The 24799-nt window shown below is 43.9% G+C and carries 25 protein-coding genes; 14 read left to right on the plus strand and 11 right to left on the minus strand.

Going from position 1 to position 24799, the window contains the following annotated elements; all coding sequences use genetic code 11:
* The first annotated feature begins 212 nt into the window (after positions 1 to 212).
* The 14 genes from JMX50_RS05975 (at position 213) to JMX50_RS06040 (ending at position 14607) form a co-directional block, all read left to right on the plus strand.
* Complete coding sequence (locus JMX50_RS05975) at positions 213 to 1346, plus strand: ChuX/HutX family heme-like substrate-binding protein (protein WP_201628821.1); 1134 nt, start codon at positions 213 to 215, stop codon at positions 1344 to 1346.
* A 150-nt stretch (positions 1347 to 1496) separates the two neighbouring features.
* Entirely contained in the window at positions 1497 to 2354 is an 858-nt protein-coding gene (locus JMX50_RS05980) for a heme/hemin ABC transporter substrate-binding protein (RefSeq protein ID WP_265088586.1), read from the plus strand.
* A 53-nt stretch (positions 2355 to 2407) separates the two neighbouring features.
* On the plus strand, positions 2408 to 3394 hold the full coding sequence (locus JMX50_RS05985) for a FecCD family ABC transporter permease (RefSeq protein WP_201628822.1): 987 nt from the start codon (positions 2408 to 2410) through the stop codon (positions 3392 to 3394).
* 15 nt (positions 3395 to 3409) lie between these two features.
* Positions 3410 to 4327 (plus strand): ABC transporter ATP-binding protein, encoded by a 918-nt coding sequence (locus JMX50_RS05990; protein ID WP_201628823.1) that lies wholly within the window; start codon positions 3410 to 3412, stop codon positions 4325 to 4327.
* Between the two features lie 705 nt (positions 4328 to 5032).
* Positions 5033 to 5941, plus strand: coding sequence for an urease accessory protein UreD (locus tag JMX50_RS05995; RefSeq protein WP_201628824.1), 909 nt, complete (start codon positions 5033 to 5035; stop codon positions 5939 to 5941).
* A 143-nt stretch (positions 5942 to 6084) separates the two neighbouring features.
* The gene (ureA, locus tag JMX50_RS06000; RefSeq protein ID WP_201562860.1) at positions 6085 to 6387 is read left to right on the plus strand and encodes an urease subunit gamma; all 303 of its coding nucleotides are present in this window, start codon (positions 6085 to 6087) and stop codon (positions 6385 to 6387) included.
* 11 nt (positions 6388 to 6398) lie between these two features.
* On the plus strand, positions 6399 to 6746 hold the full coding sequence (locus JMX50_RS06005; RefSeq protein WP_068037174.1) for an urease subunit beta: 348 nt from the start codon (positions 6399 to 6401) through the stop codon (positions 6744 to 6746).
* The gene (ureC, locus tag JMX50_RS06010) at positions 6743 to 8446 is read left to right on the plus strand and encodes an urease subunit alpha (RefSeq protein WP_201628825.1); all 1704 of its coding nucleotides are present in this window, start codon (positions 6743 to 6745) and stop codon (positions 8444 to 8446) included. The genes JMX50_RS06005 and ureC overlap by 4 nt, the downstream gene beginning before the upstream one ends.
* A 21-nt stretch (positions 8447 to 8467) precedes the next feature.
* Positions 8468 to 9016, plus strand: coding sequence for an urease accessory protein UreE (gene ureE / locus JMX50_RS06015; RefSeq protein WP_201628826.1), 549 nt, complete (start codon positions 8468 to 8470; stop codon positions 9014 to 9016).
* Entirely contained in the window at positions 8991 to 9713 is a 723-nt protein-coding gene (locus tag JMX50_RS06020) for an urease accessory protein UreF (RefSeq protein ID WP_265088587.1), read from the plus strand. Before ureE ends, JMX50_RS06020 begins: the two co-directional genes overlap by 26 nt.
* A 100-nt stretch (positions 9714 to 9813) precedes the next feature.
* Positions 9814 to 10452: an urease accessory protein UreG gene (gene ureG, locus JMX50_RS06025; protein WP_201628827.1), complete on the plus strand. Its 639-nt coding sequence runs from the start codon at positions 9814 to 9816 to the stop codon at positions 10450 to 10452.
* 123 nt (positions 10453 to 10575) lie between these two features.
* Entirely contained in the window at positions 10576 to 11175 is a 600-nt protein-coding gene (locus JMX50_RS06030; RefSeq protein ID WP_201628828.1) for a HupE/UreJ family protein, read from the plus strand.
* Positions 11176 to 11381: 206 nt separating this feature from the next.
* Positions 11382 to 12668, plus strand: a complete 1287-nt coding sequence (locus tag JMX50_RS06035; protein WP_265088588.1) for a RidA family protein — start codon at positions 11382 to 11384, stop codon at positions 12666 to 12668.
* 922 nt (positions 12669 to 13590) lie between these two features.
* Positions 13591 to 14607, plus strand: a complete 1017-nt coding sequence (locus JMX50_RS06040) for a D-cysteine desulfhydrase family protein (RefSeq protein WP_201628829.1) — start codon at positions 13591 to 13593, stop codon at positions 14605 to 14607.
* A 65-nt stretch (positions 14608 to 14672) separates the two neighbouring features.
* Here JMX50_RS06040 and modB read toward each other — a convergent pair whose 3' ends face one another.
* From modB to JMX50_RS06095, 11 genes are all read right to left on the minus strand, one after another.
* The gene (gene modB / locus JMX50_RS06045) at positions 14673 to 15374 is read right to left on the minus strand and encodes a molybdate ABC transporter permease subunit (protein WP_201628830.1); all 702 of its coding nucleotides are present in this window, start codon (positions 15372 to 15374) and stop codon (positions 14673 to 14675) included.
* A 152-nt stretch (positions 15375 to 15526) separates the two neighbouring features.
* A complete protein-coding gene (gene modA / locus JMX50_RS06050; protein WP_201628831.1) occupies positions 15527 to 16369 on the minus strand; it encodes a molybdate ABC transporter substrate-binding protein in 843 nt (280 codons plus the stop codon).
* Between the two features lie 94 nt (positions 16370 to 16463).
* Positions 16464 to 16955 carry a molybdenum cofactor biosynthesis protein MoaE gene (locus JMX50_RS06055; RefSeq protein WP_201628832.1) on the minus strand — a complete coding sequence of 164 codons (492 nt, stop codon included), beginning with the start codon at positions 16953 to 16955 and terminating at the stop codon, positions 16464 to 16466.
* 126 nt (positions 16956 to 17081) lie between these two features.
* On the minus strand, positions 17082 to 17372 hold the full coding sequence (locus JMX50_RS06060) for a MoaD/ThiS family protein (RefSeq protein WP_055125092.1): 291 nt from the start codon (positions 17370 to 17372) through the stop codon (positions 17082 to 17084).
* 60 nt (positions 17373 to 17432) lie between these two features.
* Positions 17433 to 17978, minus strand: a complete 546-nt coding sequence (gene moaC / locus JMX50_RS06065) for a cyclic pyranopterin monophosphate synthase MoaC (RefSeq protein ID WP_201628833.1) — start codon at positions 17976 to 17978, stop codon at positions 17433 to 17435.
* A gap of 71 nt (positions 17979 to 18049) precedes the next feature.
* The gene (locus JMX50_RS06070) at positions 18050 to 18835 is read right to left on the minus strand and encodes a molybdenum cofactor guanylyltransferase (protein WP_201628834.1); all 786 of its coding nucleotides are present in this window, start codon (positions 18833 to 18835) and stop codon (positions 18050 to 18052) included.
* Positions 18836 to 18838: 3 nt separating this feature from the next.
* Positions 18839 to 19369 (minus strand): molybdenum cofactor biosynthesis protein B, encoded by a 531-nt coding sequence (gene moaB / locus JMX50_RS06075; protein WP_087814488.1) that lies wholly within the window; start codon positions 19367 to 19369, stop codon positions 18839 to 18841.
* A 57-nt stretch (positions 19370 to 19426) separates the two neighbouring features.
* The gene (gene moaA, locus JMX50_RS06080) at positions 19427 to 20527 is read right to left on the minus strand and encodes a GTP 3',8-cyclase MoaA (protein WP_201628835.1); all 1101 of its coding nucleotides are present in this window, start codon (positions 20525 to 20527) and stop codon (positions 19427 to 19429) included.
* 333 nt (positions 20528 to 20860) lie between these two features.
* Positions 20861 to 22156 carry a gephyrin-like molybdotransferase Glp gene (gene glp, locus JMX50_RS06085; protein WP_201628836.1) on the minus strand — a complete coding sequence of 432 codons (1296 nt, stop codon included), beginning with the start codon at positions 22154 to 22156 and terminating at the stop codon, positions 20861 to 20863.
* 144 nt (positions 22157 to 22300) lie between these two features.
* Complete coding sequence (locus JMX50_RS06090) at positions 22301 to 23311, minus strand: peptidylprolyl isomerase (protein ID WP_201628837.1); 1011 nt, start codon at positions 23309 to 23311, stop codon at positions 22301 to 22303.
* 245 nt (positions 23312 to 23556) lie between these two features.
* Entirely contained in the window at positions 23557 to 24738 is a 1182-nt protein-coding gene (locus JMX50_RS06095; protein WP_201618815.1) for a globin domain-containing protein, read from the minus strand.
* Between the last annotated feature and the right edge of the window lie 61 nt (positions 24739 to 24799).

A 24799-nucleotide genomic window follows, 5' to 3' on the forward strand; every position in this document is an offset into this window, starting at 1 on the left:
CGCCTAGCAGGAATAATAAACGGTAATGATGAAAAAGACGTGATGACTAATACGTTATGAAAAAGCAGTCTCTTGATCACGTTTTGACAAGCACTAATTTTTCAAACGTCTGTCATATACTTTATCCCTGCTACTCTTAATACATTCATATTTAAGCTGACAACGCCAAGGTGATTGGTTTTTTTATCATCAACTATTTTATGGAGACCATCATGAGTCAACCGTTATCGTTAACCAAAAAAAATACTGAGCTGTGGCAACAGTACCAAGTATTAAAAGCAAAAACGCCGATGCTATTTCCCACAGAAGGAGCGGCTGCATTAGGTATCAGCGAGTTTGAACTGATGTTAGCTTCGCCTTATAGCCAGTATATGGGTGATCAGTGCAAAGCTGTATTAAAGCAATTTGAGAACTTTGGTGACATGGAAAGCATTGTCAGAAACGAGTTGGCAGTGCATGAAAAAACCGCGCCATATCATAATCTTAAGCTTGGCGAAAAGATGGGATTGGCACTCAATGTGGGTGGTCTAGATTTGCGATTTTTTATGTGGCAATGGCAGCATATGCTGGCGGTAACGGATACCAGTCGCGCCGATAAGCCCTCTTATAGTATTCAATTTTATAACGCCCAAGGTGCTGCTATCGATAAAGTGTATCTACGAGAGTTAAGCGCTGAGACTATTGCGCGCTGGCAAGCGATGATTCAGGAGCAGCAGCAAACGGTGAATAATGAGACGCTGACGTTAGAGGTACAAGAGCCACTTAATGACTGGCGTTACAAGGCATTAAGTGAAGAGGAGCGTACGCAGTTACAACAAAGCTGGCAGGCAATGACAGACGTGCATCAATTCCACTCATTATTAAAAAATCTCGATATTGATCGTGCTAGTAGCTACCGCCAAGCACCAGAGCAGATGACGCAGCAGCTTGATATTAGCGCGGTCGAAGCGGTATTTGAGCAAGCGCGTGATGCCAAATGCCCGATTATGATATTTGTCGGTAATAGTGGTCTGGTGCAGATTCAGACTGGCACGGTGCAGACACTCAAGCGCATGGGCGATTGGTTTAATATTTTAGATAAAGACCATAATGACTTTACGCTGCATTTAAAAGATAAAGCATTGGAGCAAGTATGGAGCGTTAAGCGCCCAACCAAAGACGGCATCGTGACTTGTATCGAAGGTTTTGATGGTCACGGCATCAGTATCTTTAGTGTGTTCGGTCAGCGAATTGAAGGCACGCCCGAGCTTGAAGCCTGGCAGCAAATTGTCTCGACGGTCATCGAAGCGCATCCATATGCAGAAGCCTTATCACCAGTGGTTATGGCTGAAGAAGAGAGCGTGTAAACCCGTCATAAAAAATCAGCAAATTTTGCGATATTGACACTCACATAACGGATAAATCATAGCTGTTGTGTGAGTTATTTGGGATGCTTAATACACGTTAATGGTTCTGTTAATAGTATCATTTTTTACGTTAGCAAATTAGGAATGCTTATGTCTTCTGCATTATCAAACACAGTAATAACTCACTTAGTGATAAATAAAAAATTGATGAGTCGTGCTATCAGCACTGCTGCCATTATTGGCGCATTTGCCGCGCCCTCACTTTCTGCCCAAGCTTATGATCGTATTGTCGCGATGAGTCCCGATGTTGCAGACGTCGTGGTGGCACTAGGAGCGACCAATAAGTTGGTTGGTAAAGATGCGACCAATCATAATCCAGCGTTAAAGAGCGTGCCAGCCGTGGGTATGCACCGTAATATTACCGCCGAATCAGTGTTGGCGGTCAAGCCAGACTTGGTGCTTGGTAGTTATATGGTGCAGCCTGCGAGTATTTATCAGCGCTTAAACGGCTTAAAAGTTAAAGCCGTCAATGTCGCGCCCAAAGAAGAGGTAAGCACCTTTGCCAATAGTATCAAAACTATCGGCAGTTATGTTGATAAAAAATCTGAAGGGTCACAGCTTGCTAAGCGTTGGAATGCAGGGATGAGCCCAATGGCAAAAACCGGTAAGCGCTATTTATTAAGTTACGATGGTCGTATCGTTGCAGGTAAGGGCACGGTAGGCGATGAGTTGATTCGTCGTGCTGGTGGAATCAATGCGGCAAACGTATCAGGGCTAAAACCCATGTCACGTGAAGGCTGGCTGGCCGCCAAGCCCGATGTGATTATTATTGCTGATCATAATCAGGAAGTGGTTGGCGGGGTCAGTAAATTTAGCAAACGTCAAGAGATTGCGGCAAGTGCCGCTGGTAAAAATGGTGGCGTCCACTTTTGGCCAGCAGATGACTTTTTACGTTATGGCCTGAATTCACCGCAAGTCTTAAAAAAGCTGAACGCTGTAGCAAAATAGCTTAAGCAATATATAGCATAATCTCTTTTATATTCAATAAAACGATATCTCACATGGCAAATACGATTTCCGCTTCTATCCCTATACAAACTGGAAAATACAGACATAGCATCTATTATGTTGCCGCTACTGTCGCATCTGTGCTGCTAATTTGGTTGGCGCTTGGTATTGGCTTTGGCGAATGGTCAAGCCCTAGCCATCTTGACGATACTATCTGGCAGCTACGCTATCCGCGCGTAGTGACGGCATTGTTGGTTGGCATGGCGTTGTCAGTTAGTGGTGCAGCATTACAGGCTTTATTTGAAAATCCTTTAGCGGATCCAAGTTTAATCGGTACATCAGGTGGCGCAGCGCTTGGTGTTGTTTTGGTTCTGGCATTGGGATTTGGTGGCATTGGGATACCGCTTGCAGCGTTTACTGGAAGCGTATTGGTGTGCTTGTTTATTCTCGCTTGTCATCGGTTTTTGGGTGGTGGACAGATGGGCTTGCTGATATTGGGATTTGTCATCAGCGCTTTTTGTGCGGCGGTGGTCAGCCTGATTTTATTTATGTCTGATGACATGGTGCTACGCTCGGCGACCATTTGGCTGTCAGGTAGTATGGCGGAAGCGGGCTTTGTACCGCTGCGTTATTCGATTGTCTCTATGATTTTAGGGCTGGCTATTTTATTACCGTTAGGTCGGCAGTTAGATGGGTTGATGTTAGGTGAGGCAGCCGCAAAATCTTTGGGTATCAAGGTGGGTGTGGTTCGTTGTTTGGTCGTGATTGCCTCGGCATTACTGACAGGGGCAGCGGTGTCTTTAGCAGGCGTCATCGGTTTTATTGGCATGATGGTGCCAAACCTGCTGGCTATTCTGTTTGGTGGCGGACGTATGCGCCTCATGATTTGGTCTGGCTGGCTTGGGGCGATATTATTACTCGTAATTGATGGCGCGGGGCGACATGTCGCTTATCCAGTGGATGTTCCCGTTGGCATTGTTTTAGCGTTACTTGGCGGTCCATTCTTTATTTGGCTGTTTGTGCGTAGTAGCCGCCGTTAATCAAAGAGAGTGCTTATGTTTCATTCATTTTTTACGGCTACATCAAAGACCTCGCTAGCAAATCGAGAAAGCAATATAGATAGTAGTAATATCAAGAGTAGTAATATCAAGAGTAGTAATATCAAGAGTAGTAATATCAAGAGTAGTAATATCAAGAGTAGTAATGCAGGCGAGCTGTTGTCGATGCAAGATATTCATATCTCGCACGGTCATAAAACATTGTTAAAGATAGACAAGCTAACAGTGCCAAGCCAAAAGCTGGTCGCCTTTATCGGACCAAACGGCGCAGGTAAAAGCACGTTGCTGCATACGGTTTTGGGTCAACACACAGGAACCGCGCTTGAAACAGATGGCCACATTACGATTTACGGTCAGCCGATCAACGAGGTCATGAATGATGGCCATATCGCTTGGGTTGGACAACATGAGCGTTTTGAGCTGCCGTTAACGGTACTGGATTATGCGCTATTGGGCGTTTCACCTAATCTTGCATGGTATCAGCGCCCAAATAGTAATCATGTTGAGCGCGCGCAACGTTTACTACAGGATTTTGAGTTATTAAGTTTGGTCAGTGCTCGCGTGCAAACCTTATCAGGCGGTGAAAAACAGCGCTTGGCTATCGTACGGGCGCTGATGCAAGACACCGATATTATGATGTTCGATGAGCCGACCAATCATCTTGATATTCGCCATCAGCGTTTTTTGCTTCATTACTTGCATAATTTGGTGCAACAGCAGCACAAAAGTATCTTGGTTGTCCTCCATGATTTGACCCATGCACATCGCTATACTGATGAGGTGGTATTGTTAAATAGTGGACAAATTGTTGCACAAGGAACGCCTAGTGAGGTGATGACACGTCCACAATTAAGCGACGTGTATGATGTCGATATTAAAGTGCATCAAACTGAAGATGGCTTGGTGTTTATATAGGTTTTATAATGAGAGCAGAATCATTTTTTCTATAAAACCTTTATTAATGAAGGTTTTTATTTGGCTGAGGTTCGTATCTGCCTTTTTGCAAGCGATGGCCAAGTTTTAACCATAGCAATAGGGAGATGATGTAATGATAGTCTCACATTAACTTAATTTAGAGAATCTGCACATAAAAAGCGCCATCTTATATACAATTGTTGCAAGTAAAAGAACCGCTCTAACCACTGTACAGTAAGCCTTCCTCTGATTATTTATTATGTTTTATTTCTGCAAGACAGGCTGTGTAGCTTAACCGTAATTAACGCTATCTTTCTCTGGATAAGGAAGTAAATAGTTTGACAGTCATATAATTTTAGTTTATAAGAGATAAATAGTATGGTTGTTTTCCTATAGGTACTTTTTAGTATTCAATATTTAAAGCAATACAACTTTTACACATACCAAGGGCAGAGTCTTCTACCCTGATTTTCTACAGTAATTTATCAGCAGTATTCGTATCACAGCTTCTAGGCAGTTAATGCCCACATAATATTGACACTCATTGACGGCTAATAAGCCAGTATTGTCAACCTGACCTCACCCGCGCACGTGAATATTTTGCTCATTTTGCTATCTGTAAGCTAATACCCTGCCTTTCAGGATGATTGGCTAACGATTCAGCGATATGTGTCGCGCTGGGCCTATAAAAAGGTGTTCGACGGAATGACGACTTTATCTCATAAATCTACAGTACAACAGCCTGCTACAGACTCAGGACACCAATTTGATGCCAACCGTCATTGGGCGGCATTTTTGACCTTAGGATTTGGTGCTCACACTGAATCTGAGACTAGCATTACCCGCATGAATATAGCCCGCCATTATGGTCCCTTGCGTGTGCAAAGACCGTTCTATCCTGAAGGCCGCGATGGTTGCTGTCACGTCTATCTGCTGCATCCGCCTGGTGGTATTGCCAGTGGCGATGCACTCAATATAGATGTCACTGTGTCGGCAAACGCCCATACTTTGCTAACGACGCCTGCTGCCAATAAGCTTTATAAAGCCGACAGTAATGGCGTTGCTTGGAACCAGCATACCCACCTAAAAATCGCTAATGACGCTACTTTAGAATGGCTGCCGCAGGAAACGCTCGCTTTTAACGGCTCTCGCGGCGAGCAGACAATCATCATTGATTTAGAAGACAACGCCAAATGCTTGGGGTGGGAGATTCTCGGTCTTGGCCGTCCTGCCAGTAAGCTACCTTTCGTCAGTGGCCGTCTCGAACAGCGCTTTCATCTCACCCGTAATGGTCGCCCGTTATGGATAGAACGCCAATGTATAGACCCAGATCATCCAAGATTTTCTGGCATGTGGGGCCAGGGCGGTGCCACCGTCCATGCGACATTATGGGCGGTTGGATTGGACGATCCGCTAGAGGCCATCACTGCACTACGTGAGCATATTCCAGCTGCCAATCACTGGGCAGTTACCTATCGTCGCGGCGTATTGCTGTTACGCTATTTAGGCATAGAGCGTAACGAAGCTTGGAATATATTTCAGCAAGCGCGAGAAGTGCTACGTCCGCGATTGACCGGACACAAAGCTATTTCCCCACGAATTTGGTTGACTTAACGACTGCTGCTCAAGCTTTTGCTTAGGCGCTGACAAACGCTTTTATCTGTCTATTTATTGATACTTAACAACTAATAACATAAGCCTTCTAATAGCATAGGCTTTCCATAAAACGATAACCATAATATAAGAAGGAGTCAGCGATGGAATTAACGCCAAGAGATAAAGATAAGTTGCTATTGTTTACTGCAGGACTGCTTGCTGAGCGCCGCAAAGCTAAAGGCCTAAAACTGAATTATCCTGAATCAATAGCGCTGATCAGTTGCGCCATTATGGAAGGCGCACGTGAAGGCCGTACTGTGGCAGAGATGATGAGTGCGGGACGCGAAATCCTTACCCGAGATGACGTAATGGATGGCATCGCTGAGATGATTGAAAGCCTACAAGTTGAGGCAACCTTTCCCGACGGCACGAAGCTTGTGACCGTTCATAACCCTATTGTCTGAGGAGACTTGCTATGATTCCTGGTGAATATCAGCTAAAGAGCGATGACATTGAGTTATGTGTCGATCGTGAACCTATCACTATCAACGTCGCAAACACGGGTGACCGTCCTATCCAAGTTGGCTCTCACTATCACTTTGCCGAGACCAACGCGGCCTTAGACTTTGACCGTAAAAAAGCTTATGGGCACCGCTTAGCGATTGCGGCAGGTATGGCGATACGTTTTGAGCCGGGTCAACACCGTGATGTCCCCTTGATTCCTTTTTCAGGCTTACGCCATATTTATGGTTTCCGTGGTGAGGTAATGGGTCCCTTAGATCAGGGTCAGAACCAAAACTCAGACTCAGGAGCGAACTCATGAAAATTACTCGCCAAGCTTATGCAGATATGTATGGTCCAACGACCGGCGATAGAATTCGTTTAGGCGATACTGAGCTGTGGATCGAGATAGAAAAAGACTACACGCATTATGGTGAAGAGGTCATGTTCGGTGGTGGCAAGGTGATTCGTGATGGTATGGGTCAAAGTCAGCGCTGCGACGATACCGTGATGGATACCGTCATTACCAATGCTGTCATTATCGACTGGTGGGGTATCGTGAAAGCCGATGTGGGTCTAAAAAATGGCCGCATCGCTGCTATCGGAAAAGCCGGTAACCCTGATACCCAACCTGATGTCGATATCGTCATTGGCCCCGGTACCGAAATTATAGCGGGTGAAGGTCAGATTCTGACGGCGGGTGGTGTTGATACGCATGTGCATTATATTTGTCCGCAGCAGGTTGACGAAGCATTAATGAGTGGCCTAACGACTATGATTGGTGGTGGTACGGGGCCAGCGACTGGCTCAATCGCAACTACCCATACCCCCGGCCCTTGGCATTTAGGCAAAATGATGCAAGCCGTAGATGACTTGCCCATTAATATTGGTTTTCTTGGTAAAGGTAGTGCCAGTACTCCTGAAGCGCTGATACAACAAGTAGAAGCTGGGGCGATGAGTCTAAAAATCCATGAAGATTGGGGCGCGACCCCAGCTTCTATCAGTAATGCACTAGATGTGGCAGACCGCTACGATATACAGATTGCTATTCATGCCGATAGCTTAAATGAGTCTGGTTTTGTAGAAGACACGATAGCAGCATTCAAAGATCGCTGTATTCATACTTACCACACTGAAGGTGCTGGTGGTGGTCATGCGCCTGATATTATCGTCGCTTGTAGTTTGCCCAACGTATTGCCATCGTCTACTAATCCGACACGTCCTTATACGATTAATACCGTCGATGAGCATCTCGATATGTTGATGGAGTGCCATAATTTAGACCCAAGTATTCCAGAAGACGTTGCCTTTGCCGATTCGCGTATTCGCCGCGAGACTATTGCTGCCGAAGACATCCTCCATGATATGGGTGTGATTTCGATGATTTCGTCTGACTCGCAAGCGATGGGTCGTATCGGTGAAGTTGTATGTCGTACTTGGCAAACTGCGCACAAAATGCGCCTGCAACGTGGTCTGTTACCAGAAGATGAAGAACGCGGTACGGATAACTTCCGCGTGAAGCGCTACATTGCCAAATACACTATTAATCCAGCCATCACTCACGGTGTTGGTCATGAAGTTGGCTCTGTCGAAATTGATAAACTGGCGGATTTGGTGTTGTGGAAGCCAGCCTTCTTTGGGGTTAAGCCATCAATTATTATCAAAGGTGGCATGATAGCGGGCGCTGCAATGGGCGATCCCAATGCCGCTATTTCTACGCCGCAACCCGTACATTATCGCCGTATGTTTGGTGCGCTTGGTCGTGCTGCCGCCGCAACTCGAATCACTTTTGTTAGTCAAGCAGCAATGAATACCGGATTAGAAGAAAGACTTGGTCTAAAGAGCAGGCTGGTGGCGTGTAAAAACGTCCGTCAAATGCGTAAGAATGATATGAAGCTCAATGATGCCTGCCCAGAGCTGACAGTAGATCCACAAACTTATGAAGTTCGTGCAGATGGCGTGTTATTAACTTGTGAGCCATCGTCTGAATTGCCATTAGCCCAACGTTATCATTTGTTTTAAAGCGTTTGCAAGGATATCAATATGCTTGAATTAATAAAAAGAATCGACGGCAGCACTCAGGTCGATGTACACGACACCCTGACTTTACCTTATGAGCTACGCATACGTGGCCGTCTAAAAGCGGTGACAGATAGCGGCCTCGATGTTGGCTTGTTCCTTGATCGTGGTCCGGTACTGCGTCATGGTGATTTATTACAAGCGAGCAGCGGCGAGATCATCCAAGTATGTGCCGCTGATGAGCCAGTCACTACCGCTTATGTTAAGGGCGGTTTAGCATTGGGACGACTTGGTTATCACTTAGGTAATCGTCATGTATCGCTCGCCCTTGGGAGTGATAAAGATGGGCGTCATTGGGTGCGGTTCCCGCCAGATCATGTATTAGAAGAGTTGGCGGTTCTGTTGGGCGCAACCTTGAGTCATCACCAAGCGCCATTCGATCCCGAATCTGGTGCTTATGCGCAAGCTGGCCGTGAACACTCTCATGCACATGAACATGCAGATGAGCATTCTCACAAACACAATCATGCCCATGGACATTCCCATAATGACGACCATAACCATGCACACTGACGCACAGCCAAAGGCAACCAGCGATTTGGCGCTGCTGGGACTGATGCAACTGATTAGCCCTGCATTGCCAATCGGTGCATTCGCTTGGTCGCAAGGCCTAGAGAGTGCATTTGAGCTAGGCTGGGTATGTAATGAGGCTGAGCTTGGTGAGTGGTTAGAGGGCGTACTTGACGATGGTATGTCGCGCTGCGAATTACCGGTATTGGCACGTTTGCAAACCTGCTGGGAGCATGCTGACAGTGAAGGGCTTGCTTTTTGGAATGACTGGATACATGCCAATCGCGAGACCGCTGAGCTCAGCGATGAAGACACACGTTTGGGCCAAGCATTGATGCGTTTGCTCAACAGTTTAGAGTTGCAGCCGCAGACAGCGTTAGGTCATGCCAAGCTACCAGAAGAGCCTGGTTATGTGACCGTTTTTGCTTGGACCGCTCATCAACGCCAAGTGCCTATACGCCAAAGTCTACTCGGCTTTGCTTGGGGCTGGCTGGAAAACCAACTGGCGGTCGCATGTAAAGCGATGCCATTAGGTCATACCGCTGCGCAACGTTTGAACGAGCAATTGCGCCCGCAACTGGTCGCTGCCGTTGATACTGCGCTGGCATTAACTGATGAGCAGTTAGGTCCGATTTTACCGGGGTTAGCACTCGGTAGTGCTCAACACGAAACCCAATATTCAAGATTATTCAGAAGCTAATCATTTTTATTTTGCAACCGTTTCTATTTTACGATCGCTTTAATTTTATAACAGCTTCGATTTTATAACAGCTTTTACTAATATATAAGGAAAGATAGCCATGAAACATTGTTTAAGAATAGGTGTCGGTGGGCCCGTTGGTTCTGGAAAAACGGCCTTGTTGCGCCAGTTATGTAGCGCTTTAAAAGATCACTACGACATTGCCGTGGTCACCAATGATATCTACACCCGTGAAGATGCTGATTTTTTACTTAAGCACGACGCCTTGCCTGCTGATCGTATTCTTGGTGTGGAAACGGGCGGTTGTCCGCACACTGCTATCCGAGAAGATGCTTCTATGAATCTGGCCGCAATCGATGATTTGCAAACGCGTCATCCTAATCTAGAGCTGGTGTTAGTAGAATCTGGCGGCGATAACCTAGCGGCGACCTTTAGCCCAGAGCTTTCTGATTTAACCCTATACGTCATCGACGTCGCTGCTGGTGACAAAATCCCTCGTAAAGGCGGCCCAGGTATCACCAAATCAGACTTGCTAATTATCAATAAAATTGACATCGCTGAATATGTACATGCCTCCCTAGATGTGATGGAACGTGACTCGAAAAAAATGCGCGGCGAGCGTCCTTTTATATTCACCAACTTGTATGACGGTGTGGGCGTAGAAGAAATCATTAGCTTTATTTTAAAGCAGGGCATGTTACCTGAGCGTCGTCCTGGCAAGCTAAGGGCTGATGCTTAATTATCAGTGCCTTGTTATCAGTGCTTTACTGCCAGTGCTGATACGCCTTTATAGTACAAGTAAGATATAAATAACAGTTATATACCAGTTAACAATAAACAAAAAGAACAGAGGGAGAACACCATGAATAAAATGACTAAGTTGCCAGTGGCGAAGCTATTAATGACCATCGGGCTGATGCTGACGGCCACTTTAGCCATTGCCCACCCTGGCCATGGCGAGCACGTGAGCAATGGTTTTCTGAGCGGTTTACTGCATCCAATGATGGGTCTTGACCACTTATTAGCCATGGGTGCGATTGGTTTTTGGAGTATTCGCCAAAACACCACGATGAAACGTGGCACGCCTTTATTCGTCGTCGGCGGCATGATAGCGGGCGCAGGTCTTGCTTGGGCTGGTGTCAGTTTGGCTGGAATAGAGACAGGTATCGCTATGTCAGTATTGCTAGTCGGTGTACTAATCGCGACGCTCGCAAAACTGCCGACGGCTGTTGGCGGCACTTTGGTTGCGCTGTTTATGGTCGCCCACGGTTATGCTCACGGAACTGAGATGACCCAAGGTTCAAGCTTACTGCTTTATATGGCCGGCTTCGTTGTCGCAACTTTAGCCATTACCTTTGTTGGTCGCGGTCTAGGCACAGCGATGCTCAAAGCCGATAACCGTATTACTCGTGCATTAGGCGGCGTGGTTGCTATCATTGGTGGGGTATTGGCTGCTGGCTAATCGCTACTAGCTGATCTTCACTAGCTAGTCTCTACTAGTGCTGCAACCCAGTTATCATGATAAATCTAAAAAGCCGCACAGATTTCTTGCGGCTTTTTGAGTTTAATTTTCTCGTCTTGTTCCACAACTAGCTTTTTATAGAACACGATAAAACTTCATCAAACTGAGACTTATATAAAAACACATATCAAATAGGGAATACCGATATGAACGACACTATTAATCATGCTATTAATGACACTATCATAAAAGTATCAAGAAACACGGACATTGCCCCACAAAACTTACTATCTACCCAAACTGTTGCTTTTTCACATTACAATTATATCTCAGCGCAATTACCTGTCAATATTACCACTGGTGATTTGGTCGCGAACGATATAAAAGTACAAGCCGCGCAGTGCTTAAAAAACATCAAAACCATTGTAGAAAGCATCGATCATGACATGAATGATGTAATCAAAATTAATATATTTTTAAAAAACATCGAAGATATTAAAGATATAGATACAATTTATCCCGCATTTTTTCAAGGCTATCTGCCGACACGGACGGTCATAGCAGTAGCAGCACTACCCATGGAAAATGCTCTAGTACAAATGGACGCTGTAATCTCAAACGGTGAAGGTACTTATCCGCAAGCACCCGTTGAGCTGGTAAAAGTGCCAAAAAACAATGAAAAAGTACACAAGGATTCAGTATCGCCGCATACGATCGCTTTTTCTCATTACAACAATATCTCAGCGCAACTGCCTGTAGATATTGAAACTGGTGAGCTGGTCGCTGGTGGTATCAAAGAGCAGACGCAGCAATGCCTACAAAATATCAAAGCGATTTTAGAAAGTATCGACGTTCCTCTCCATGAAATTGTCAAAGTAAATATCTTTTTAAAGAATATTGCTGATGTGGACGTGGTAAATGATGTTTATAAAGAATTCTTTCCAGAGTCAATCAGTGATGGAAGCGCTGCCTATTTACCAGCACTGACGATGGTTATAGCATCAGATTTACAGTTGGATGCTTTGGTACAGATTGATGCTATCGTGTCTCATGGAAATGGCACGCCGCCACAAGCTGTTGAAGATAAACATGGCATCACTATTGAAGCTAACAATACGGATAAAGCGCCTAAAAACCCATTATCAACACAAACGGTAGCCTTCTCTCATTACAATCACCTCTCAGGTCAATTACCTATCAATCCTGAAACGGGCAAACTAATCGATGGTGATATCAAAGCGCAGACCAAGCAGTGCTTAGAAAATGTTAAAGCCATTGTAGAAAGTATCGACCATGTCATGGATGATGTGGTAAAAATGACCATCCAACTCAAAGACATTACAGATGTCGATGCAGTAAACAATGTCTACAAGACCTACTTTAGTAGTGATCTGCCAGCAAGAACTGTGATTGGCGTCGCCGCTATTCCTATGAATGCGTTAATCCAGATCGATACTGTCGTATCCAACGCCGAAGGTACGCCACCAGCTTGAGAATAGTGATTCATGTTTTTCAGCAATAATTACTTTGATACTCACTTGCTAACGTCTCGCAATAGAGTTGTAATCAATAATTTACCTCAAATAGAAAAGGCCTTTAGATACTTGAAGGCCTTTGAATACTTAATTCGGTTGGATTGATTTCCATATTGTCAAACCCATATTAAGTGAGTCGCCTATATAAACTTAAAAATAGTAGATATCTCATAAGCCACAGTAGATGAATATCATCGATAAATTTGTAATATCAGAGATCCTAAATTAATCGACCACAACACTTAGTTACTAGGTGTGATTTATCGCTTTATAAGATGGATTAGTAATTATGATTGACAGTAAAGATGATTGATAATAAGAAGGTAGTTTCAACTTCTTAAAAAAGGGTAGTATTATTTTTAATACATTAATTTTATAGTTCTGTATTAAAAATAATACATTAATGCGACCAAAAATGATTATGTATACTCGGTAAAAGGCTTTAATAGACGCTAAAGGTCATTGCTATATTTTAGACTAAACCTTTTGCTAGTAAGGCTTTGGGTGTTAATATATATTAAGGGTGTTTAAGATAGTTTGTTGTGTCTAGCCTGTCACGCCGGGGGTCGCGGGTTCGAGTCCCGTCCGCTGCGCCATATTTAAAACTTAGTTTTAATACAAAAGTTTCAACCTCAAGTATTAGTTTGCTTGAGGTTTTTTTGTGTCTGATGGTTTTTTATATACTTTTCATTAAAAGCCCACTCATTATTTTGTTAATCCTATTCATTGTTGATGATTAATCGAATAAGAAATATCGCCTGTTTTCCATGTTAAGTTTTATACTGGCTTTAAGGTAGCAGACAGCACAGCTCACTCTGCTTTTGTGGCTGTGCCAATATGCAAATTTTAGATAAATAATATAATAGGGATAAAATAAAATATGGACTATAACCACCTACCTAGAGAGCCGTTAGGTTTCTTCCCAACCCCGCTAATTGAGCTGAAACGATTAAGTAACGCCTTGGGCGGTCCCAAAATTTATATGAAAAGAGATGACAATACGGGACTGGCATTGGGTGGCAACAAAACCCGCAAGCTTGAATTTATCCTTGGTGATGCGCTTGCCAAAGGTGCTGATACGATTATCACCGCAGGCGCGATACAGTCAAACCATTGTCGTCAGACAGCAGCGGCGGCGGCAAGCTTAGGGCTGGAATGTCATTTAGTCTTGGGCGGCGAAGAGCCGGCGCTGGCAAGTGGCAATCTGTTGCTAGATAAGCTATTCGGTTGTCATATTCACTGGGCGGGCGCCAATCGTAAAGGTGAAGATATTCCTCGCATCGTTGAGCAATTAACCAGCCAAGGCAAAAAAGTTTATGTGGTGCCGTACGGTGGCTCAAGTGAGCAAGGTGCGTTAGCCTTTGTAGAAGCGTTTAAAGAGCTAGAGTTGCAGCGTCAAAGCATAGGCATCTCCTTGACGCATATCGTGTTTGCGTCGAGCTCTGGCGGCACGCAGGCAGGTTTGATGCTTGGTAACAAAATCTTTAACTCACCTTATCAAATCGTGGCCATCAATATTGATAAAGGCGAAACCGATAAAGTCTCTTTTGATCAATATACACTGGCGCTTGCCAATAGCACGGCAAAATTAATCGGCGCAGATTGTGAATTTACCGCGTCAGATTTGATTCTTAACTCAGATTATGTTGGTGAAGGTTATGGCGTGGTGGGTGCATTAGAAAATGAAGCGATTGCCATGACTGCCCAAACGGAGGGAATATTGGTAGATCCTGTTTATACCGGTCGCGCGATGGGCGGGCTCATAGATATGATTCGTACGGGGAAAATCAAAGAAACCGATAGTGTTTTATTTTGGCATACTGGCGGTGCACCGGCTTTATTTGCTTATGCAACCGAGTTGGATTTGGCGAAAAAGACCAGTAATCCAGAAGTTTGATTTTTGACATGAGAAATTTGATTCGTTATTAATTGATGAGTTGAGTTAATTGATTAATTAAATGGTTATGGACGTTGATTGAGCCGGCTGACACTAGCAATCAGCGCCACCATAATAATACCCATAATGATAAGAATCCCCGACATCATGTGCGCCGCCTCATAATTTAGCGCTTCTACTTGCTCGTAGATAGCAATAGAGACAACCTTTGTCTCACCTGAAATGCTGCCGCCTATCATAAGCACGACGCCAAACTCGCCAATCGTATGAGCAAAGCTGATTAAACTGCCCAAAATAATACCAATACGCGCCTGTGGTAGGGCGACTCTTATAAAACGTCTAAGACGGCTGGGTTCTAATAAATGCGCCACTTCCATCACGCTTGCTGGAATACGTAAAAACTGGGCGTAAACGGGCTGAATATAGAAGGGTAAGGAGTAAATAATAGAGCCGATAACCAGTCCTTCAAAGGTAAAAACCAAGGGGCTGATGTTGTGCTCGATAAGCCATTTACCAATACCAACGCTGGGGCTTAGCAGTAATAATAAATAAAAACCAATCACGGTAGGCGGTAAGACCAGCGGCATGGCAATGATGCCCATCAGTAGAACTTTAAGACGAGATACCGTTTGCCCACGGCTGGGTTTGGCAAGCCAATAGGCCACAGGAGTAGCGAACACCAGTAAGCATAAGGTGGTGATAGCAGCAAGCTTGATACTTACCCAAACGGGGCTTAGCATGTCTACTATCAGAGATTGAGCAATCATAGCGTCACTTATCAACTGGCTTAGTCCATGCTAACCGTTTCATTTATCCTAACCGTCTACTTAATCACTTTATTTGCAAGTGTATCAATAAACGCATGTATTTAATTTATTAATCAATCCGTCAATCCGTCAATCCGTCAATCCACAAAGCCTTATCGGTCAACCACAAGATAGCCGGCTTTAGAAAAATACTGCTGTCCAGCAGGCGCGCGCAGATAGTTGGAAAAATCTGTCGCAGCAGTAGCATCACTAAGCACTATTCCATCTTGCAAAATAGTTGGATAAGACTCTGGTGCTAATGTATAAAACTGCTCAGGCGTGGCTTTAATCGCCGTCAGCTGTGATTGGGCGACAAAGCCATAATCGACATTGCCAGTATGCGCATATTGAAACGCTTGCCCGATATTTTCAGCTTGTATAATACGATTTTGCTCAGTGAGCGTGTCAAAGATATTTTGCGCTTGTAGATACGCTTGTGCTGACTGGCCATAAGGGGCAAGTTCTGGATTGGCAATGGTGATTTTACTATCAGAACCCATCGTCAATAACTCATTTAAGGCAGTAGGGTTGAGTCCTTGTAGAGATTTAGTCGTGCTATACAGTGCCAGTTGGCCTTGGGTATAGGTAAACGGCTGATAAGTTGTTTTGTCAGCAGATTTTGCGTTATCTAATTTTTCTTTGGCAAGTTTGGCAGGAAATTCTTGATTGGCAGATAAAAATATATCGTAAGGTGCGCCAGAGATAATTTGCGCATATAGCTTACCTGAAGAGGCATAGGTCACCTCAATCTCTTGTGCAGGCAAGTTTTTATCCGTTTTATAAGCGGCTATAATCTCAGGCAATACATCAGATAAGTTGGCAGCAGCAGCGATACGCAGCGTTTGATTCTGCTCAGTGGTGTCGTCGACATCTGATTGGATAGGCTGAGTGGTTTGCTCTTTGCTACAAGCAGTTAGCATTAATGCTAAGCAAGCTGAGGTTATTATTTTAGTCATTATTATGGAACCTTCCTATTATTGCTCGCCATTATTGCTCACTGTTATTGCTAAAGGTTAGCTATCGCCTTGAGCAGTTATTTGAAGCGCATTTTTAACCGTTATTGCTAAGCCATTTTGAAGAGTCATCTTGGTAATATTCTTGCTTCCAAACTGGAATATCGGCTTTGATGGTATCCAATATCCAGCGGCAAGCATCAAAAGCAGGGTAGCGATGCGCTGAGACGACGCCAACCCAAACGGCGACATCACCAATCTCTAGCGCGCCGATACGATGGATAGCAATCGCATGGGTAATCTCAAAGCGCTTTTTGGCTTCTTTAATAATGGCGCGACCTTGATTGATGGCAAGGTCTTCATAACCATAATAGGTCAAACGATTGACGCTACTGGCATTATTATGATTGCGAACGCGGCCCTCAAAGCATACAAACGCGCCGCAGCTGTCATCATCAAGGGTGCTTTTAAGCCGACTTTCATCAATATCGGTATCTAAAAGTGCAAAACCATCACGTTCAGCGATGAGATACGCCTCATCGATGCTACGCTTGATGCTCATCGACTGCCCATGTACATTGTCTGTCATTTTTTCTGCCTATTATTTAACAATATTGTATAACGAGGTTTTTAACTTTGAAGCATCGCGAAAAGTAACGCTGCTTATAAGGAAGTGGGTTGATAAAGGAATAGGTTAATAAAAAGCTATTTTAAATTAACCACCAGCCACTGGGGTGATAAAAACCACGCTATCGCCGTCATAAATCTCATCCGTCCACTTGGCAAAATAATCATTTACCGCCACGCGCAGCTCTGACTGCGGGCGACTAAAGCGATGCTTTTGGCGCAGCTGCTCATATAGCTCTGTTAGTGAAGTCGACTGTGGCACCTTGATTTTTTCTTCATGACAATTGGCTTCATCGGCTAAGCTGGCAAAATATAAGACGTTAATATTCATCAAGGCATCTATCTCTGAATTTGTATTGCTTTCTACTAAAGTGCTCATAGAAATCTCCATTATTTATTCATTACTAAGCTTTTTGTAGATGGTATTCATAAAGCCAATTTAAGCATGTTGATAGTCGGACTTACCGCCGGTTTTTTTCATGAGATGGATATTATCAATCACAATGTCATGCGAGATGGCTTTGGTCATATCATAAATGGTTAAGCAGGCGACGCTAACAGCGGTTAATGCTTCCATTTCCACCCCAGTTTTATGAGTAACTTTAACCGTGGCAGTCACGGTAATGCTATGCTTTGCATCATCGTATGCAAAGCTTAAGCTGATTTTATCTAAGGGCAGAGGATGGCAAAGTGGAATCAGGTCATGGGTGCGTTTGGCAGCCATAATGCCAGCGATATGAGCAGTTTGGGTGATGCTGCCTTTTTTGGTCATACCGTCCGCGGCTTTGATTTGCGTATAAATGTCTGCAGGAAAAACCACTTGTCCGCTTGCATGTGCTTTTCTGGTGCTCGCCGTTTTGCCACTTACATCGACCATGGTAATATCACCGTCGCTGTCTAAATGGGATAAGCCAGATTGATTGGTTGCTTGCTTGCTTGGCTGCTTGCTTGGTGGATTACTGTTTTTTTGACTGTCGCTATTCATTCTTTATTTCTCTTAAATGGCCAGTTTTTCTTAAAGTTAATTTCTTTAACTAAACCTTTAAATAAACCTTTTTATAAGTTGTTTAAGGCTAAACAAGCACTTGCAAAATCTTTAGGCGTATTGAAATTGGTTAAATTCTGCCACTTTTTCACGAAAGCTACAGGCTGCACAATCGGCTTAATAAACTTCATTACTTGCCGCTGCTCATCGGCAATATAACGCTTTAAATCAGGCTCCATATCCAAGCGGTATAGACCTAACAATGGATATAAATGACTGTCATCGGTCAGGCAAATGACAGATTTACCGTCAGCTTGCGTGATATAAGGTTGCAGTTTTTGCCATAAATCGGTGATAGGAATCAAACTATCACAACTAATGACCAGCAGCCAAGATTGCTGCCAGCTTGCGTCTTTTGTTAATTGGTTTGACCTTGCCAAACTCTTTAATGATTGCAGTGCTGCTTCAATCGCTACCAACGCACCGCCGGTTTTAATCGATTTGTCATCTTTATTAGAAAGATTTTTGCCAGATATATTTTTGCTAGAAAAAGTGTTAGCAGAAAGATAATCCCTAATATGAAAGATTGGCGACTGCGCTTCTTTCTTAGGCAAATCTGCATTAACGCTAAAACCACGTCCGTTATCGGCAAGCATGATAGGCATATTACTCATCATCGCGGCACTTAATTCAAGCGCTTGTCTGACATGATAATCAAGCAAACGCTCACCTGTTGGTAAGATAAGCTCAGCTTTTGGCGACCCCATACGTTTGGAGGCGCCGCCTGCCAAAATTACGATACCTGCTAAATGATTGAATCCATCTGCTTTGATTAAGCTATCTGCAACTTCAAGCATGAATTAATCGTGACCTGGATTGGTGCGCATAAAGTGCGGGACAAAATTACAAGGACGTGTGCGGCTATCGAGCTGCTCTTGTAAGATACCTTCCCAAGCAGTGCGGCAAGCACCTGATGAACCGGGTAGGCAAAAAATACCCGTACCATTTGCCATGCCAGCCACGGCGCGAGATTGGATAGTCGACATACCGATATCATCTTTTGAGATTAAGCGGAACATTTCACCAAAACCATCGACTGATTTATCAAATAAGACGCCAACCGCCTCTGGCATGCTGTCTCTAATATAAAAACCGGTACCACCAGTGGTGATAATAGCGTGCACATTTGGGTCGGCAATCCAGTTACTGATGACGGCTCTAATTTTATAAATATCATCAATAATCAGCTGACGATCGGCAAGTTGGTGCCCTGCGGCGGTCAGTTGGTCAACCAAATATTGCCCTGAGGTATCTTCTGCAATAGTACGACTGTCAGAAACCGTTAAAATAGCGATATTAAGCGGGGTAAAGGGGGCTTGCAGCTTACTCATGGATATTCCTTAATAAATACGCTTGCTGTGAAAATAAAAGTTTTTATTATTAATAAATCAACCGCCAATCATCGACAAGTTATTCATCATGCCACTGTTTGATTCGTGAAGATGATGATGCTCAGGTTTAATCGGCATAAAGCTATGCAGGGTATTAACCAGCCCTGCCACATCGTCTTGTTCGAGATACTGACGAATATCGTAGTTACCTTGGTCGAATAGACACAGATGCACCTTGCCTTGACTACTTACCCGCAAACGATTGCAGCTATCACAAAAATGAGCAGCATAAGGGGCAATCATACCGATACGCCCTTGATAATCTGGATGGCTATATTCTATCGCTGGACCGTCGTTGCTGCCACGTATATGGGTTTGCCAGCCGTGTTTAATTAAATAATTGGTAATGATATCGGACTGTGCATGCTGGGCAAAAAACAAATCGCTGTTGTCACTGGTCTGCATAAATTCAATAAAGCGATAAGTAACCGCTCTGTCTTTGACATAGTCGATGGCATTCATTAGATTTTCAAAGGCGGTTTCAGCCATTAAAATACTGTTAATCTTTAGCTTAATATCTGTGGTTGCCAGTAAAGTATCCATATCAGCCAAGAGCTGGGGCAACATGTCAAAGCCAGTCATCTTATGGAATGTCGCGGCATCAAAGCTGTCCATACTGATATTCAGCTGATTCAGTCCAGCGGCTTGCCAGTTAGCTAGATGTTTGCCAAGCTTATAACCATTACTGGTCATGGCAACCGTTTCAATGCCTTCGGTGTTTTTGATGGTTTTAATAATGTCGACCACGTCACGGCGTATAGAGGGTTCACCGCCAGTAATTCTGACTTTTTTAGTACCGACTTGGGCAAAGCCGCGGACTAAGGTAGCAATTTCAGTAACACTGAGCTCATTTTGTGGTGGTTTACCTTGATAGCCATCTGGTAGGCAATATTCACAGCGGAAATTACAGAAATCAGTAATCGATAGACGCAAATAGGTGAGACGTCGTGCGAAACCATCGGTTAATGGTTGAGAGAGCGTGGCCGGAGAATACGTCGACGTGATAGCAGTTTTCGATGAGTCACCATCAAAAATAGCGGGTGCAGCGGCAGGCGAATACAATTGCGCATTACCTACGGTAGGGGCAAGATGGTTCATAGATGATTACCATTAATATTAAGTATAGTGTGTACTTTTAGGCGTTGCCTCAGGTTGTGAGTGGGAAATCCATTTAAATACGATTATGACAGCTTGCTAGCAAATAACCATTCACCATAAGTGAGCTGAAAACTACCACCAAAGTAGTAGATGCTCATTGGTTATGGTTTTTAAAATCAAGATACGCCCTAAGCAGTTTCTCATGATTCATGGCTAATCAACAGTATAAAGAGTTATTAACTGTGTAACTCTTTATACTGTTGATTAGCCATGCAAATTTTTAACTATACCGTTATTAATGATTCAATTATTTAGCGGTTGTTTAGCTGTTATTCAGCTATGCAACCAAGGGAAGGGCTGCACTTTTACGGTTTCACCGGCAGCTATATTGCCAGAATCTTGCGCCAAGACAATAAAGCAATTGGCGTGGCTAAGCTGTTTGATACGGTGCGATTGTTGCTTGCTAAAGCTCTCAACGTGAAATTCGCCAGCGTCATTCTGCGATACAATTCCCCTTTGGAAATCCATCCGTCCTGCTGATTTTTTAATATCGTTTTTAAGCGTTGCGGTTAGGCTGAGCGGCATGGGGCGCTCTTGTGGCGCAGCGCCTGCCATCTGCCATAAGGCTGGAATGACAAATTGCAAGCTGCCAACGACGGTCGATAGCGGATTACCGGGTAAGCCAAAATATAATACCGGCTTGGCAAGATTTTGCGTTAGCTCGCCAAACACAAACGGTTTACCGGGTTTCATCGCCACTTTATAATGATTAATTTGCCCAAGCTGTTCAATGACCGTGGTTAAAAAGTCATAATCGCCAACCGATACGCCAGCCGTAGAGATAAGGACGTCGCACTCTTGCATCGCTTGGGTTACGGCAGTGGTGGTTTTGTCTAAATCATCAGCAATGATGCCATAATCACGAATAGTGACGGGCAAATCAGCGAGTAAGCTTTTCAAAGTAGGGGTGTTGGAGTTATAGATTTGCGCCAAGCTGGTCAGCTCATTACCAATTGCAACGAGCTCATCACCCGTTGCCAGTACACCAACGGTTAAAGGCTGATAAACATCGACTTTATCAAAACCTAAATTCGCTAATAGGCTGATATCCGAAGGATTTAAGCGCTTACCCTTTAATAAAACCGCTTCGCCAGTTTCAATCTCTTCGCCTTGCTTGCGGATATTGTCATCAGGTTTAGCGTCTTGACTGAGGGTAATGGCATAAGGCTGTGATTTATCAATGCTGTCTTTTATGGCGGCAAAGTTGGTGTTCTCTTGCATAATGACCGTATCACAGCTATCAGGAACGACCGCACCAGTAAAAATGCGCACCCCTTGTCCTGCTGTGATGTCACCATCATAAGAGCTGCCAGCTTGTGACTCACCGACGATATCAATCGTGCTGTCTGCTGCAAGCACGCTGTCTTTAGCAATCGCATAACCATCCATCGCCGATAGATTTTGCCTTGGTATCGCAAAAGGCGAGACAATATCTTCTGCCAATATATGATTACGGCTGTCTAATAAGTCGTAGCACGCGACCGCTCTTTTATTGAGCGGATAGTCGTTGGTATTATAAGTTTCTATGCGCTGCTGTATTTCAGAGATAAGCTCTGCAACCGTAATCATAAACGTCTACTCATTTTATTAATATTGAACTGTGTTATTGATATCGAACGACACATAGCATAAGAGGTGGCTTATATCTTAAGAACCTTTATACCATAACAGCTATTTCATAACATAAGAATTAAGTGACCGACAGCGGATTGCTTAACCGCGGAAGATATTCTCTTGCTCAAGCGTCATCTCGATACCTTCGATATCTGCCTCATTCGCTAAGGTAAACAAATAATCGCATAATGCTTGGTGAAAGGCTTGCTGGCTCAGCTTATTGTGAATAGCAGGGCTGACTTGCTCATAAGTCATCTGAATACCAGATTCTTTATTGAGCACCTCAACGATATGAAAACCGTAACGGCTCTCGATAGGGCTTGGGGCAAGTCCTTTATCTAGCTTAAATAACGTACTTTCAAATTCTGGTACGGTTTGTCCTTTGCTAATAACCCCCAATTCGCCGCCTTGCTCTTTTGAAGGGCAAGCCGAATGCTGGCGTGCCAATTGGATAAACTCGGCATCAGGATTGGCGTTATTTTTGATTTGTTCGATAAACTCGTACGCGGTCTTTTTAAGCTTTAAGCGCTCATCGCCATCTTCCGGCGGGCAGGCTAATAAAACATGGCGTACCGTCATGATGGGATCGGTCTTAAAATCAGTAATATTCTGGCTATAATAGCGCTCACAGGTTGCCATATCTGGCATCGTTGCTTGAACGTTTTTGTCTATTAAAGTAGAAATCGCTTGCTCTTCATCGTTTTCCCATGCCGTCTCACCAAGACTTGGCTCATCTAAAACAGCCAGTCTGAGTAATTCACGCACCACCAGTGCTTGCGTCGCTAAAAATACCGCATCTTCTTTGTTCTCCGCTGGATGATATTGCAGCTCTTGGGCGATATTGGTTCTATCTATCATCACACCATTGACCGTCACTGAAGGCAGCTCATCACGGCTAGAGGCAATCAGGTTTTTATGGTTGCTGCGTTCTTCCGCCATCGCTTTTTCGATAAATTCTTGATCAGAATGTGGTTTTTGCAAGTCGGATAGGGTTGGCATGACCCGCAGAATATCATCCCCATTACCAGTTGCTATATGATGGGCAGCAGTAGAGGCATGAGCGTTTTGGTTGCTGGTATGATCGGCTGGATTGTAGGTACTAACAGTCATGGCTTTTGCTCCATTAAGGGTTCTGATAAAAGGAATCGGATGATAAATATCGTTAAATACGATTAAAGTTTTACGTCAAAAATTAAATAAAAAAATAGAGCCGCCTTTAAATTGTTTACGCACTGATGAAGCGTTTAAAGGTGGCTCTATGGCTGTTGCTAATTGACTTTATATTATCTTTAACCAAGTATTGAGCTCGTTTTCTATCTTACTCAATGCTTAAATACTTAGTTAGACTGATAATATTAAGCCAACTCTAGGCTCATCTTCGGACCAAAGGGTTCGTAATGAACGCTATCAACGCCATGGTCGAGGGTCATTAAACCGTCGATGATGCTTTCCATAAACATCATAGAACCACAAACATAAATATCGGCAGGCTTCGGTAAAGTAGCAAGCCATGCTTCGTCTAGAATTTGCCCTGACTCAAAGTAGAAGATATGCTTTTCTACGTTTTCAGCGGCGGCAAGCAACTCATTAACCTTGCTGTCAAAGGCATGATGTTCCTTATTCTGACAAGCATAAACCCAAATAATAGGGCGTAGTGGATTGGCCGCTACTTGCGCCTCTAACATTGATAAAATTGGCGTGACGCCAACACCGGCACTGACCAATACCAATGGGATTTCGTTTTGTTGTACTAGCTCTTGGTTAAGCTCAAAATCACCGGCAGGGGCAGATAGTAAAATCGTATCGCCAACGTCTAAGTGGTCATGTAAGTAGTTCGACACTAAGCCATTATGCTCATTGCGGTTGTCGCGTCTGACGGCAAACTGAATGCCTTTATCGCTATTCGCTGAAAATAAAGAATAATGACGGAGGGCAATATGCTTACTGTCTTTTGGGTCAGTTTTAACCGTGATGTATTGACCAGCAGACAATTTGAGTTTGCTTAAATCAATATCAGCATTTACGGGAACGACGGTAAAGGCAGCAATGTCAGTCGCGGCTTCTGCTTTTTCGGTAATTTTAAACGGCGCAAAACCTGACCACATTTCTTGCTCGTACATGCCATGTTCGATTTGGATAAATACTGAAGCGATTTCATCATAAGCTTCTGTCCAAGCATTGATGATGTCATCGTTCGCAGCGTCACCCAGTACTTCTTTAATCGCACCCAATAGATGATGACCAACAATCGGGTAGTGCTCTGGCAAAATTTGCAAAGCGCGATGCTTATGGCTGATTTGGGTAACTTGCGGCAATAATGTCGCCAATTTTTCCAAATGCTTGGCTGCGGCCAAAACAGTCATAGCAAGTGCGGTTTGCTGACGACCTAATTTTTGGTTGGTTTCATTAAAAATATCCAGTAGTTCAGGATGTTCGTTAAACATATTTTTATAAAATACGGTAGTAATCGCGGTTCCATGTTCTTCGAGTACAGGAACGGTTGCTTTCACGATTTCTAGGGTTTTTGGTGACGCCATGGTGGATCCTTTAGTGATATTTCACATTGATAAGTTTTGGGATTGAAGTTCAAGTTATGAA

The sequence above is a fragment of the Psychrobacter maritimus genome (genome assembly GCF_904846345.1).
In the GTDB taxonomy this organism is placed as follows: Bacteria; Pseudomonadota; Gammaproteobacteria; order Pseudomonadales; family Moraxellaceae; genus Psychrobacter; species Psychrobacter maritimus.